Annotated in this window: 12 protein-coding genes; 8 read left to right on the top strand and 4 right to left on the bottom strand. The window is 69.6% G+C overall.

Annotated features, from left to right (window positions below; genetic code table 11):
• Positions 1 to 7 precede the first annotated feature (7 nt).
• Positions 8 to 649 (top strand): hypothetical protein, encoded by a 642-nt coding sequence (locus tag CA12_RS02490; protein ID WP_145357259.1) that lies wholly within the window; start codon positions 8 to 10, stop codon positions 647 to 649.
• Between the two features lie 85 nt (positions 650 to 734).
• Here the strand turns inward: CA12_RS02490 and CA12_RS02485 are convergent, their stop codons facing one another.
• Complete coding sequence (locus CA12_RS02485) at positions 735 to 1,397, bottom strand: c-type heme family protein (RefSeq protein ID WP_145357257.1); 663 nt, start codon at positions 1,395 to 1,397, stop codon at positions 735 to 737.
• Between the two features lie 913 nt (positions 1,398 to 2,310).
• On the opposite strand from CA12_RS02485, the gene CA12_RS02480 reads away from it, so the two are divergent.
• Positions 2,311 to 3,387: a hypothetical protein gene (locus CA12_RS02480; RefSeq protein WP_145357255.1), complete on the top strand. Its 1,077-nt coding sequence runs from the start codon at positions 2,311 to 2,313 to the stop codon at positions 3,385 to 3,387.
• A gap of 135 nt (positions 3,388 to 3,522) precedes the next feature.
• Positions 3,523 to 4,185, top strand: a complete 663-nt coding sequence (locus tag CA12_RS02475; protein ID WP_145357253.1) for a hypothetical protein — start codon at positions 3,523 to 3,525, stop codon at positions 4,183 to 4,185.
• Positions 4,186 to 4,200: 15 nt separating this feature from the next.
• On the opposite strand, the gene CA12_RS02470 is transcribed toward CA12_RS02475, so the two are convergent.
• Positions 4,201 to 4,872: a hypothetical protein gene (locus CA12_RS02470; RefSeq protein WP_145357251.1), complete on the bottom strand. Its 672-nt coding sequence runs from the start codon at positions 4,870 to 4,872 to the stop codon at positions 4,201 to 4,203.
• A gap of 130 nt (positions 4,873 to 5,002) precedes the next feature.
• The gene (locus CA12_RS02465) at positions 5,003 to 6,322 is read right to left on the bottom strand and encodes a Gfo/Idh/MocA family protein (RefSeq protein WP_145357249.1); all 1,320 of its coding nucleotides are present in this window, start codon (positions 6,320 to 6,322) and stop codon (positions 5,003 to 5,005) included.
• A gap of 536 nt (positions 6,323 to 6,858) precedes the next feature.
• Between CA12_RS02465 and CA12_RS02460 the strand changes: the two genes are divergently transcribed.
• The 3 genes from CA12_RS02460 (at position 6,859) to CA12_RS02450 (ending at position 9,329) form a co-directional block, all read left to right on the top strand.
• Entirely contained in the window at positions 6,859 to 7,926 is a 1,068-nt protein-coding gene (locus tag CA12_RS02460) for a DUF1559 domain-containing protein (RefSeq protein WP_145357247.1), read from the top strand.
• A gap of 103 nt (positions 7,927 to 8,029) precedes the next feature.
• Positions 8,030 to 8,449 carry a carboxypeptidase-like regulatory domain-containing protein gene (locus tag CA12_RS02455; protein ID WP_145357245.1) on the top strand — a complete coding sequence of 140 codons (420 nt, stop codon included), beginning with the start codon at positions 8,030 to 8,032 and terminating at the stop codon, positions 8,447 to 8,449.
• A 262-nt stretch (positions 8,450 to 8,711) separates the two neighbouring features.
• Positions 8,712 to 9,329 carry a hypothetical protein gene (locus tag CA12_RS02450; protein WP_145357242.1) on the top strand — a complete coding sequence of 206 codons (618 nt, stop codon included), beginning with the start codon at positions 8,712 to 8,714 and terminating at the stop codon, positions 9,327 to 9,329.
• Positions 9,330 to 9,401: 72 nt separating this feature from the next.
• Here the strand turns inward: CA12_RS02450 and CA12_RS02445 are convergent, their stop codons facing one another.
• The gene (locus CA12_RS02445) at positions 9,402 to 10,421 is read right to left on the bottom strand and encodes a M91 family zinc metallopeptidase (protein WP_145357240.1); all 1,020 of its coding nucleotides are present in this window, start codon (positions 10,419 to 10,421) and stop codon (positions 9,402 to 9,404) included.
• A 349-nt stretch (positions 10,422 to 10,770) separates the two neighbouring features.
• Between CA12_RS02445 and CA12_RS22380 the strand changes: the two genes are divergently transcribed.
• Both CA12_RS22380 and CA12_RS02435 read left to right on the top strand, forming a co-directional pair.
• Positions 10,771 to 11,322 (top strand): hypothetical protein, encoded by a 552-nt coding sequence (locus CA12_RS22380; RefSeq protein ID WP_207622113.1) that lies wholly within the window; start codon positions 10,771 to 10,773, stop codon positions 11,320 to 11,322.
• Positions 11,323 to 11,405: 83 nt separating this feature from the next.
• Positions 11,406 to 12,203 carry a haloacid dehalogenase type II gene (locus tag CA12_RS02435; protein WP_145357238.1) on the top strand — a complete coding sequence of 266 codons (798 nt, stop codon included), beginning with the start codon at positions 11,406 to 11,408 and terminating at the stop codon, positions 12,201 to 12,203.
• Positions 12,204 to 12,355: the final 152 nt, after the last annotated feature.

Here is a 12,355-nt window from a genome sequence, read left to right as displayed (position 1 = left end):
CGCCGCCATGTTCCGCAGTCTCGTCCACCTCCCGCCGGCCCTCCGGTCGGCCGCCGCCGGGCTGGTCGTGGGCCTCGGGCTGACCGCCGCCGCCGGATGCGGGGGCGTCGGGTTCGCCGGCCCGCCGGCCGCCGCGGACCCGCCGGCCGCCGCGGAGGCGCCGGGGGCGGTCGTCACGTTCTTCGGCGGGCCGAACGCGTACGCCGCGGTCGCGAACCCGAAGCGAGTCGAGGCGTACCGCGTGTCGCACCGCTCCCGGACCCCGGCCCCGCCCACGGGGGAAGCCCCGCCCGCGGGGGAAGCCCCGCCGCCGGAGCCGGCCTGGGTCGGCGACTACCGCGAAACGGCCGGCCCGGTCGCGGTCCCGGGGGGGAAGGCCGCCGCGCTCTCGGCGGCGCTGCGGTCGGGCGACTGGCTCTCTCCGCACACGGGCAAGCGGTGCCTGCCGACCTACGGCGTGAAACTGCGGTTCACCGGCTGCGACGGGACCGTCGCGGACGTGTGGGTCTGCTTCGAGTGCGACCTGGTCGCGGTGGTGGCGGGCGGGAAACAGACCGGCCGGGACGACTCCGAGGCGTTGCGGCCGGCGCTGCTGGCGGTCGCGAAAGCGGCCTTCCCGCAGGACGCCGCGATCGCCGGTCTGGAGTGACGGCGGGCGGGGCGGCGCGCCGCACGGGATGCCGACGCCGCTCCGCCGGCGCTGCGAGGAGCAGGCATGCCGCCCCAGCCGACTCTTAGTCGGCTCGCTTCAAGGGCATCGTGATCACCAGTCCGGCCGCTCGGTCGTCGTTGTTGGATCGCCCCGAGGCGTGGCAACCCAGGCACGTCGCGGACAGGCGAATCCGGCCCGCGAAACGGAATTCGCTGTCGGCGACCGATTCGAACTCCTCCTCGCCGGACCTGAGCACGCGAACGGCTTCTTTTTCGAACTCGGTCTCCGCTTTGTTGTCCACGCTCATCGGCTTCAAGTCGACCGCGATCCAGTGCAACTTGACCCCATGGATTCTGGCCAACTCGCTGAAGACGTCTTCCAGCGAACGGGACGGAACTTTCAGCCCTTCGTCCTCACGAAAGTAGTCGCGGTGCATGACCTGCAGGGAGCCGTGAAGCGTATCGTGGAGAAGCCTGGCCCGTCCGCGCGCTTCGACGACCGTGGTCGGCGAGTTCTCTCCGATCGGCTCGGAGTCGTCCGCCGCATCGATACGCTTCACGGTGTCGTCGGCGGTCGTCGCGACGGGCTCCGTCGTCGCCGTTTGAGCCAGGGCGATTCCGCCGAGCGTGATTGTTGCGATCGCTGTCAGGAACAACGAGATTCGTTTCAATTGCATGACGGGCGAGAGCTCGTGGAAGGTTCTAAGAATCGCCCGGCCGCAATGGCTGAACGTAACTTCATGCATCACGGCTGGGTGTTATCCCTGTCGTGTGATGTCAAAAACATCGGTCGCCGGCGTTCTTGATTTCGTCACGCGGCGGGTCGACGTCGCCGCGAATGGTCAGCCCGTCGTTCCGGCGGCGCTCGCATTCCGATCGCTCCGAATGTTGTTGCGACGCGGCTGCGGTATCGCTTCGACGCAGAAATCCTGTCGAGAGTTGTCGAAACGCATTTCCCCGGAACGCTCGCGCCGACCTGCCGGCTATTCGATCGGCACTGCGTATCGGATCGCACTGATGGGTGCGCCTTTCGTTGCGTCAGCGTAATGCGCGTGACACATGATGCAACATTGCGCGTGGCACATGACGCCCTCTCCGTCACGACTGTCACTGCGGGCGGGCGGCCGGGGCGGGGGGCGACGCCCCCGGCGGGTGGCACTGGTGAGTGAGTGGCTTGGGTGGCACTGGCGTCTCGCCAGTGCTGGGTGACGTGGCGGCGGGCGGGGTGGCATGCTGATGGGGCGCGATCCCCCTTTCAGCTCTGGGTGGCATGCCTTCAGCCGCTTTTCGGCAGTCGGCATGCTGGAGCGACGTCCGCACTGTTCGTCTCGGGGAGCGCACGCCGCACTCCATGCCTACGCCTCTCCGCTGGCGCTGCGAGGCGAAGGCATGCCACCAAGCCGCGGGGAGCGTGGCGTCGCTCCTCCGCGTCGCCGGGCCGCCCCCGGACGGGGGAACGTCGCTTCCTGGAGCGCCGCGTCGCGCTCCCGGGGGCGGCCGGAGCCTCGCCGAGAGTCCGTCCTCGCTCCTCCCCGGCCGACCCCGGCCACCCGTCCGCGCGTTCCTGCCCCGGCAGCCCTGCCCGTTCGCGCGTTCGATCGGCTGCGTCGATAAGCTGCCCGAGGGTCCTACCTGCCGCGAAAGCATCCCATGACCGTCATGTTCTCGGACCCCGTCGCAAAGCGCACGGGCGACGGTTGGAAGGCGACCTGGAGGCCGCACAGCGGCGGCGGGTTGATCTTCGTGCGGGACGAGTCCGATCAGGATCTGGCGTTCGTGCGTCTTCACGAGGTCCTTCCGCGCTATGGCCGTTTCGCCCATCCGACGACCGCCGGGACGGACTGGCAGGATCACAGCCTCGTGTACTTCACCGCCGACGGAGACCGGTTCGTGGCGCGCGCCTGGTGGGGGGCTCGGGTCGCGATCTCGTTAGTCGACCTGAAACCGATCGATCCCGGTGAGTTCGCCGACGAACTGGACGATCGCGAACGGGAGATCGTCCGGCGGGAGTTGTCGCGACTCGTGACCTGGGCTCAAGAGAGCGATTCGTGGCTGAACGACGACCTCTCCACGGAGGAGACGTTGTTCTCGGTCGGCACGCTTGTGCATTTTCCCGGCCTCCTCGGAATGACCGAGGCGATCCCGCAGCTTCGGCTGCTGGAATCGGGCGAGAGCTTTAAAGATATATTTTACGGTCAATACGACTACCGTCGGTACTTCATCAGACGGCTCGCCCAGACGGCGCTCCGCAGATTAGGCGAGAAAGCGGGGCTCTACCGTCAAACTGCTCCGTTTTCCGCCCAATCGCGATTCCCGTTCGATCCGCCGGAGCCGCAGGACGGGCCGACCCGTCACGCCGAACTGCAGAGCGTCCGGTCCGGCGACGGGATCGCCGAGGTCTATCGCCGACTTGGGCCGCCGGACGAGACCAATGAAAACTGTCAGGTCAGCGGTCGAATTAGTCTGCGAGAGATCGTCCGCCGGGGAAAACAATTCTGGCGGTACGACGTCGACGCCGACCCGCCCTATACCGCATTGGTGTGGTTCGACGCGAACGACCGGGTCGTTCGGGCCGTCCTGTACGATCCGCCGTTCTGGACCAGTCCGGACGTCTTTCCTTCCGATCGGCAGTCCGTGCTTGGTTCGTTGGGAAGAACCACGCTGGCCTTCCTCGATCAACTCGACGACGGCACGTTCGCCGGCTCGACGATCGAGCGGCCCGCGGCGGGCCCCTAAACCCCGGCCACCCGTCCGGCGTCAGTTCATGGCGCCCGGCGGCCCGCCGCACGGTACCCTGCGGCCCGCTCCCTCGCCGCGGCGGGGGGCTGCCGCCTGTCCGTGACCCGTACGCTCCCACCTCAGGGTTCTCGAATGCTTCGAACCCAGTTCGCCGCAATCGTCACGGCCGGTTGCGTCCTCGCCCTCCTCGGGCCGGCGGCCGGCGCCGCCGACGAGACCGGCGACGAAGACCCGGAGCGGAACCCCCTGGCGCTCGTCGAATCGATCGAAAAGCGGCTCGCGGCGCCGCCGTGGCCCGCTACGGTTCGCCTGCGCGCCCTGCTCGACGACCTCATGACGATCGCCTCGGCCGCGCGGACGGACCCGGACGGCTCGGGCGTCGAACCGATCCACACCTTCCGCCTCATGGTGCGGTTCCGGGCGCTGCTCGAGGGGCAGTTCGAACCCGACCCCGCCCCCGACCGTATGGTGTTTATGAACATGGCCCCGCCCGGGTGGAAGTATCCATCCGGGATCACGCCGGACGCGATCAAGGAGGACGAGATCCGCGAGGCCTATGAAGCGGCGCTCGCAGAGAACAGCCGCCTGGCCAAGTTCCGGAATCGACAGGCGGAACTGCGCCAGCTGGTGCAGCTCACGATGCTGGGGTTGGAGAACCCTCGCTGGTTCGGCCTCGACCTCGCCCGGGACCGGGCCGCCGTCGAGGCCGTGCTGGCGGAGGAGGTCGACGACCCATGTCTGCGCGCCCGCCTGCGGAAACACGTCTTCCCCGAGCCGGACGCGGAGCCCAGTTGAGTCGCCGGCCGGGGCTCACGGCGTCTCCGCGGCCTGCGGGTGCATGGCGACCCACAGGCGGTAGAGGTTGCGGACCTGCTTCATGCCGCCGAAGGAGCCGATCGGGCCGCGGCTCAGGTGGGCGGCCCGGGCCAACTGCTCCGCGGTCAGCGGGCGGGTGCGGTGACGGTTCAGGTGCAGCGTTTTTAACAGGGCGTGCAGCGTGCGCAGGGCCGAGTCCTCCGTCGCCGGCTCCGCCGGCAGGCCGGCGGCCACGCGGGTCGATCGCCAATCCCCGCAGTGGCGGTTCACCGTGCCCGAGGTGATCCGCGCCCAGCGGATGAACTCCTGCTTCGAAAAATCCGGCCCGCGGTCGGCGGCGAACTCCCGGATCAGGTCCAACAGCGCCGCGCCGGTCCAGACCGGACCCGCCGCCGACGGGCCGCGGGCGGCGCCGCGGGGGCGGGGCGCCGGCTGCGGCGGCCAGAGGTCGATGCGGAACGAGCCCAGATCGTCCAGCGTCCCCGCGTCCGGCGGCGGCAGGCGTTCCAGCAGCGCCGCCCGCACCCGCGTCCGCCGCTCCCGTTCCCGCAACTGGTCCTCCACCGTCCACGGCGCCGGACGACGGCCCGGCCCCCGCGGCGGGCCCCCGGGCCGGGCGGGGGACGGGGCGGGGGACGGGAAGACGGCGGGGCGTTCGGTCGACACGGCTCAGGCGGGGGCGGGGGGAACGGGACGGACCGCCCGAGGATCGCCAATGAACGCCTGTTCCCAAGACCGACTCGCGAAATCCGCGGCCGGCGGGACGAAATGTTTGAGAATGCGCCCGCCCGCCGCGCTAGGCGATCTCCCACCCGGCCCGGTAGGGGGGCCGGATCAGGGCCGCCGCCTCGGGGACGTCCGGCACGGTCAGCGTTTCGGCGTCCCAGGCGATCGGCCGGCCGAGGCGGTAGGCGACCAGGCCCAGCAGCACCGTTTCGGTCAGCGGGCCGGAGTAGGCGAAGTCGCAGGTCGTCGGGTCGCCCGTTTTGACGGCCCGGATCCACTCCGCGTGATGCCCGATCGACGCCGGAATGCTGGGCTCCGGCGGCGTGAAGTCGGCGAACGCCTCCTGCGGGAAGAGCTTGCGGCTGCCGTAGTCGGCGAGGAGCTGCCCCTCCTTCCCCACGAACAGCACGCCCGACCCGGACAGCTTGATCCCGTGCAGTTCGCGGGGCGCCCGGTCGCCGTCGTACCAGGTGACTTTGACCGCCGGCATCTCGCCGCCGGCGGCCCCGTCGGCGGCGGGTTCGACGGTGCGGGCGGGGAAGTCCCAGGTCGCGGTCATGCCGACCGGGGCCGTCTCCGCGTCGGGCGGCGGCCCGGCGGCGGCGACGGCGGTGGGGTATTTCAAGCCGAGCGACCAGAAGACGAGGTCCAGATAATGGCAGCCCATATCGCCGAGCGTCCCGCTGCCGAAGTCCCACCACCGCCGCCAGTTGGCCGGCAGGTAGGTCGGGTGGTACGACCGCTGCGGGGCCGGGCCGAGCCACAGGTCCCAGTCGAGCCCCTCGGGCGTCGGGGGCGTGTCGGTCGGCCGCGTGCCGCCGCCCCAGCCCTTGCCGACCCAGACGTGCACTTCTTCGATCGGCCCGATCGCCCCGGCCCGCACCAGTTCGACGACGCGGCGATAGTTGTCGCCGGCGTGAATCTGCGTGCCGAGCTGCGTGGCGACCTGCTGCTCCCGGGCGACCTGCGCCGCCAGCCGGGTCTCCCAGACGTTGTGTCCGAGCGGTTTCTCCACGTAGACCGGCAGCCCCCGCCGCATCGCGTTCAGGGCGATCGGCACGTGCAGATGGTCGGTCGTGCTGACGACCACGCCGTCCAACGTCTCTCCGTCGAGCATCCGGCGGAAGTCGGCGTACTTCGTCGACTGCGGGAGGGCCTCGAAGGCGGTCTTCGCCTGGCGGGGATCCACATCGCACAGGGCGACGAGGTTCTGGCTCGCCACCCCCTGCAGGTTGGCGTAGCCCCGCCCGCCGACCCCCACCAGGCCGAGGTTCAACTTTTCGTTCGGCGACTTCGAGTCGTCCGCCCGCGCGACCGGCCCGACGTACAAACCGGCCCCGATCGCGGCGAGCGATTTCAGGACCGTGCGGCGCGATTCGTGGCGAGGCATGATCTCTTCCATGGGCCTGACCTCTTCTGTGGAAGAGGGTTCGATGAAAAGAGGAGAGGGACGGAGGGGACGCCGCCGGCGGCCGGCCGGGACGCCTCGCCGCCACGGTACGGACGCATCAGCGGGATTGCACATGTCTCGCCGAAAGAACTTGCCGCGACGACGGGCGGGCGACTGGGGGACGTGTCTTTCCGGTCCGGTCGACGCGTGGGTGGCTGGGGCAGCCGGGTACACTGCGGGCCGACCGCCGCCCGCGGCGCCGGCGCCGGCCGGAAGCGCCGACGGTTCCGGCGCCGCTGCGATCCAGGTAGGCAAGAGTTTTCAGTTGCGAGGGAATCGGGGCGGTACGGCACGAAAACTCTTCTCCCACTGCCCTTTCGATCTTCTGCCCGTCCCGGGCTTGCATTATGCTTGAGAAGGGTTGCTCCGCTGGGTGGCGCTCGTCGTCCTCCACGCCGCCGCCCCCCTTCCAATCAACTTCGTTCTTCTGACGAAGTCGACCTCTCTGTTCTGGTCTCGACCCAAGGTTCTTCGCCGTGCAACCGCCGCTTCGTGTCCTGCCGCGTTCCTGCTCACGTCCCGCGAACGCCTCCGGGGGGAGTCGCGAGGGGTTCACGCTCATCGAACTGCTGGTGGTGATCGCGATCATCGCGATCCTGGTCAGCCTGCTCCTGCCCGCCGTGCAGCAGGCCCGGGAGGCGGCCCGTCGGAGCCAGTGCCAGAACAACCTGAAGCAACTGGGCCTGGCGCTGCACAACTACCACAGCACGTACAAGATTTTCCCCGGGAACGTCCGTCAGAATACCAGTCCGGTGCAGAAGGGCGCCTCCTGGATCGCGCAGATTCTGCCGCAGCTGGATCAGGCGGCGGCGTTCGAGCAGATGACGTTCGTCGACACCACGTTCGTCACCCAGGACGGTCAGCCGGACCGGAACTGGGAGCTCCGCTCCAAGTTGTGGATCGGGGCGTTGCGATGCCCGTCGAACCCGCTGGACGAAACGATTACCGCCACGAACCAATCGGCGACCGTCGCCCTCGGCGCCCCGGCCACGATGCCGGTTCAGGCGTCCGACTACGTCGGGATCAGCGGTGCGTACTACCTGCCGGACACCACGACCATCCCGCAGGGGGCTATTAATACCAACTACGGGTACATGATGTACGTCGGGTCGATCATCCCCTGGAACTCGCAGAATAAAAAGGTCTCGATCGCGAAGTTCCGGGACGGCACCACCAACACGATCGCCGTCGGGGAGCACTCCGACTACCTCACGGATGCGGCCGGCAACCGCAAGGATCTTCGGCCGTGCACCCACGCCGGCGCCGGCGCGTTGGCCAACGGCGGAGGGCTGCACGCCGCGGGCGGATGGACGCAAAACCTCACCTCGCCGCGGTTCGCGATCAACCACATCGGCGGCACCACGACCGGGGCGGATTCCCGGCCTTATGAACACCACCTGGGGATCCGGTCCGCGCACTCCGGCGGGGCCATGGTTGCGATGGCGGACGGGTCGGTGCAGTTTATGTCCGAGACCATGGACGTAAATAAGGTGCTGATGGCCCTCTGCAACCGGGAAGACGGGGTCGTCGTCGAAGGCTTCTGAGCCGCCGTCAGCCCCGCGTCCTGGCCTTCGTTTCCCGGGGGCCGCGTCTGACCGACGCGGCCCCCTTCTTTCGCCCGCTCTCCCTTTTTCGACAGGTTCATTGATGCTTCGACGGATGTTTCCCCTCGGCGTGCTGTCGCTCGCGGTCGCTGTGGCGTCCGGCTGCGGCGGGCCGTCCGACCGGCCGGAGTTGGGCGAGGTCTCCGGTACGGTGACCGACGGCGGCGCCCCGGTCGTCAACGCATCGGTCGAGTTCCACCCGCAGGAGGGCCGCCCGTCGGTGGGAACGACCGACGCCGAGGGCCGCTATTCGCTGCAATACACCGTCGACGCCGCGGGGGCGAAGGTCGGCACGCATACGGTTCGCATCAGCCCCTACAACGAACCCCCGCCGCCCCCCGACTCCGCCGACGCCGGCAAGCCCGCCCCGCCGCCGGCTGCGCCCGTCACGGTTCCCGAGCCGGTGAATGTGGAGGCCGGCGAGAACACCTTTAACTTTGATCTGGAAAAACTCAATTCGTAACGCCGCCCGCAATCGCGGGCGACGGGCGGCATGTTTTTACTTCTAAACGGCCCGCGGCGCTGTGGACGTCGGGTCGCAAGTTCGCCCGCGGGCGGCGCCGGCAATGCCGGCGCCGCCCGCTTCACTTTTGCCCCAGCCGCACGGCTGGCGGCAAATTCAGTCGACGGCCGAAGCGCCGGGTTGACGCCGTGGAGGGCGGCAGGTGGGCTGGGGGCTCGATTCCGCGGCCCGACCGCCGCTCCCTCGCCCACAGGCCTCCCACATGCACCGCCGCACGCCGCTGCTCACCGTTCTCATCGTCGCCGGACTCGGCGCCGCCCTGCCCGCGGGACTCCGGGGGGGCGAATTGGAGGACCGGATTAAGACCCTCGAACTGCAACTCCAACTGGCCGAGACGACCGCCGCCCTGCTGGAGAAGGAAAACGAGGCCCTGCGGCAGGAGAACGCCGCGCTGAAGGCGAAACACGCCGCGGCCCCCGCGGCGGCGGACGCCTCCGAGATGCCGCCGGCGGAGGGCGGGGAGGCCGCCGATCCCTTCCGGGTCGGCGCCGTCTGGTACGGTACGCTCCGGGGCGGGAAGGACGGGAAGGAGCAGATGAAGTGGGCCCTCTCCGTCTCGGAGCGGACCGGCGACCGGATCGCCGGCGGGGTCGCCTTCGACGTCCCCGGCAAACCGAAGTTTGAGATGAAGTTCACCGGCTCCGCCCCGACGGACGGCGACGGGCCGGTGACCGTCGAGACCGAGCGGGTCGGCCAGGCGAAGCTGTTTATGCGGGGCCGGCTCGCCAACGGGGCCGTGACCGGCGCCTGCTCCATGACCGACCCGCACGGCCGCAAGAAATACGGCTCCGCCGCCCTGATCGCCCGGGACCGGGAGTGACGGCGGGGCGACGGGCGGCTGGGGCAGGAGGGAGGCGCCCGCGGACCGACCGGGCGCCGGCGCCGGCGGGGATCAGTCGTCCCACTCTTCGTCGGCGTCGTCCGTATCGTTGTTGTAGCCCATGGCCTGGCGACGGTCCGCGGCGGTCCGGGCCAGGCGCTGGTTCGCGTGCAGGGCTTTGTCGTTGCCCTGCCAGGTGTTGGTCCCCGAGGCGATCCCCGCCCCCTTGGGGGACACAAGGCCCGTTTTCATCTGGATAAATTCGTAATGCGGGCGAATCGCCAGGTTGCCCCAGTCGACGCGGATCTGGTTCTCCGTCAGCGGCATGTTCACGAACGGGGGCAGGCCGACGGTCATCGCCTCCTCCTCCCAGCCGTACTTGAACAGCACGCGGCCGCTCATCACCCGCCAGGCATGGATTAATTCGTGCCCGAGCGCCACGGCGGGCGGGCGGTTCATCCAGGTCAGGCCCTGGGGCAGGTACTTTTTATGCGCCTCGCTGAGGTTGTCGCGGAGGTGATTGAAGTTGACGAAGCAGCTCTGGCCGGTCCCGGGGGTGAGGAAGTCGTACAGGTAGACGCGCAGCTTGGCGTCGACGGCGGGGGGGATCGCCCGCTTTCCCGCCGCCATCTCCTTCAGATGATTGGACGAGGCGCCGACCAGCCGGGCGATCGCGTCCAGCGGGAGGAACTTCGGCCGAGCCTTGCCGATACCGAAGAACTTCTTGGCCTTGGAGCGCCCGCTAAGATCCTGCGTAGCCCGCGCGAGGACTTCCTGCAGTTCCGTGGAGCCGTCCGGGCGTTTTGAGTCCAGGGCCACGACCATATCGACGCCGGCGGCGGCGGAGTCGCCGCCCTGGGAGTTGCCTCCCGTCAGTTTGTCCTCGGTCCGATAAACGGTGACGACATGTCCGCTTTCGTCGATCTCCTTGAGCAGGCGGGCGCCGGTGCTGGTGCCCTTGAGCTCGTTCAGGCAGGCCTTCGTCCCGTTGATGAAATCGTCGGCCGGATCGTTCGACAGGGTGACGGCGGCGCCTTGGGCCCGGTACTGCCCGTTGATGGTCACGCCCGTGCTATAGAGATGTTGTCGCATCGCGCCGCTCCTGAGAAGATAGTGCTTGTGGACGGGAACCGTCCGCGGGCGGACGCACGAATTCCTCGGAGCGACCGGGGCGTGGGGCGAGCAGCGGGCGAAGCGGGAGTCGGCACGTCACCCTGCGCCGGGGACGCCGTCAAGTCCTGCCGGGCGGGCCGCCGGGATGACGTGTTTTTCCGGTCCGGCCGCCCCCGCCGCGGAGAACTCGCGGCTCCGCACGACGGACCCCCGCCCGCGGGACGGCGTTGACGGGGGGGCGGGGTCGGTTGATGATCCGGCCGTCTGTCGCGGACGCCGTGGGGGACGCACACACGTTCCAACCACAATTCCCTCACGGACGCCCCCGATGGCTCTCAATGAAGAACTCTCCTGGACCGACGTCGGCGCCATCTCCACCGGCGGCGGCGGGCACGTGCGGGACGCCTTTCAAACCGCCTTCGGCGACCCCACCAAAGAGCTGCTGCCGGCGGGAATGTCGATTTATAAGTTCAACGCCTTCAGCTCCCTCGCCCCCCCGCCGGTCACCGACGACTCCCCGCTCTCCCCCTGGTGGAGCCCCACCCAGCCCTTCAAACACGACGCCGGCTACGCCCAGCGGCTTTCCATCGCGGAGGCGAACGGCGTGAGCATGCGGGAATGGGGCCGGCTCACCTCCTGCATCAAAGAGAACTGGAGTTCCCTCGACTTCCTGCTGACGGTGGAGTTGAAGGTCCCCGTCTACGCCTGGTTCGGCGGCTTCAAGGGGATGGCCCGCCTCGACCCCGGCGAAACGTCCCGGCGGAACGCCAAATTGGAGGCGAGGGGCCGCAGCACAGGCCTGCCCGGCGGCGGCACGCAGTTTTATATTCCGAACCTGACCGTCGGCCATGTCCGCAACCCGTCGTTCGAACCGCTCTGATCGAACCGCTCTGATCGAACCGCTCTGATCGAACCGCTCTGATCGAACGGTGGGCGGGGGGGCGGCGGCTGATACGATGCGGCATGCACGCCGACGCCCCCCTCGACCGCCGCCTGTTCGTCGCCGCCGCTGCGGCCGCCGCGCCGGCGGCGCTCGCCGGGAGCGGCCCGCCCGCGACGACGGCGGCCCCCGCCGATCCGGGGCCGCGTCCGAAGGTCATCTTCCTCGACGTGAACGAGACGTTGCTGAACCTCGACCCGTTGGTCGCCTCGGTCGGCGAGGCCCTCGGGGGACGGCCGGAGCTGGTTCCGCTGTGGTTCTCCTCGCTGCTGCACCACTCGCTCGTGGCCACCGTGGGGGATCGGTACGAGGACTTCGGCGTCATCGGGGCGGCCACGCTGCGGATGCTGGCGGCGAACCACGGGATCGACCTGTCGGAGAAGCAGGCCGCCCGGGCGCTGGCGCCGATCCGCTCGCTGCCGCCCCATCCGGACGTCGAGCCGGCGCTGAAGCAACTGACCGAGGCCGGTTACCAGCTGGTCACGCTGACGAACTCCTCCGCCGCCGGCGTGAAGGCGCAGATGGAGAACTCCGGCCTGCAGCGATACCTGTCGGCCCGTCTGAGCGTGGAGACGGTGGGGCTGTTCAAGCCGCACGCCCACGTTTATCGCTGGGCCGCCCGGCAGGTCGGCGAGTCGGTCGAGGATTGCCTGCTCGTGGCGGCGCACGGCTGGGACGTCGCCGGCGCCGCCTGGGCGGGGATGCGGACCTGCTTCCTCTCCCGGCCCGGCAAGCAACTCTACCCTCTCGCCCCGCCGCCGACGCTGCAGGCGGCCGACCTCCTCGAAGCCGCCCGGACGCTGGTCGCCCTGCCGCGGTAGGGCGCCGTGCTCGCAGTCGAGCGGCTGCCGGAGACGACCGCATCCCGCAGGACCGTTCGGCTGGCGAACGGCCTTCGTCTCAGGGCGTCGGCGGCCGGTTGCCCCCGCCTCCGCGGCGCCCGATCCTGAGCGCGCCGTCGGTGCCCGATTGC

Source organism: Alienimonas californiensis, assembly GCF_007743815.1.
Classification (GTDB): Bacteria; Planctomycetota; Planctomycetia; order Planctomycetales; family Planctomycetaceae; genus Alienimonas; species Alienimonas californiensis.
Note: the sequence above shows the minus strand (reverse complement) of the source record. Positions and strands in the feature narration are given on the sequence as shown.

Bases quoted from the DNA above. Each gene is read 5' to 3' on its own strand.
- CA12_RS02435 (WP_145357238.1), top strand. From the start codon at position 11,406: ATGCACGCCGACGCCCCCCTCGACCGCCGCCTGTTCGTCGCCGCCGCT.
- CA12_RS02480 (WP_145357255.1), top strand. From the start codon at position 2,311: ATGTTCTCGGACCCCGTCGCAAAGCGCACGGGCGACGGTTGGAAGGCG.
- CA12_RS02455 (WP_145357245.1), top strand. From the start codon at position 8,030: ATGCTTCGACGGATGTTTCCCCTCGGCGTGCTGTCGCTCGCGGTCGCT.
- CA12_RS02465 (WP_145357249.1), bottom strand. From the start codon at position 6,322: ATGCCTCGCCACGAATCGCGCCGCACGGTCCTGAAATCGCTCGCCGCG.
- CA12_RS02450 (WP_145357242.1), top strand. From the start codon at position 8,712: ATGCACCGCCGCACGCCGCTGCTCACCGTTCTCATCGTCGCCGGACTC.
- CA12_RS02490 (WP_145357259.1), top strand. From the start codon at position 8: ATGTTCCGCAGTCTCGTCCACCTCCCGCCGGCCCTCCGGTCGGCCGCC.
- CA12_RS02475 (WP_145357253.1), top strand. From the start codon at position 3,523: ATGCTTCGAACCCAGTTCGCCGCAATCGTCACGGCCGGTTGCGTCCTC.
- CA12_RS02485 (WP_145357257.1), bottom strand. From the start codon at position 1,397: ATGCATGAAGTTACGTTCAGCCATTGCGGCCGGGCGATTCTTAGAACC.
- CA12_RS22380 (WP_207622113.1), top strand. From the start codon at position 10,771: ATGGCTCTCAATGAAGAACTCTCCTGGACCGACGTCGGCGCCATCTCC.
- CA12_RS02445 (WP_145357240.1), bottom strand. From the start codon at position 10,421: ATGCGACAACATCTCTATAGCACGGGCGTGACCATCAACGGGCAGTAC.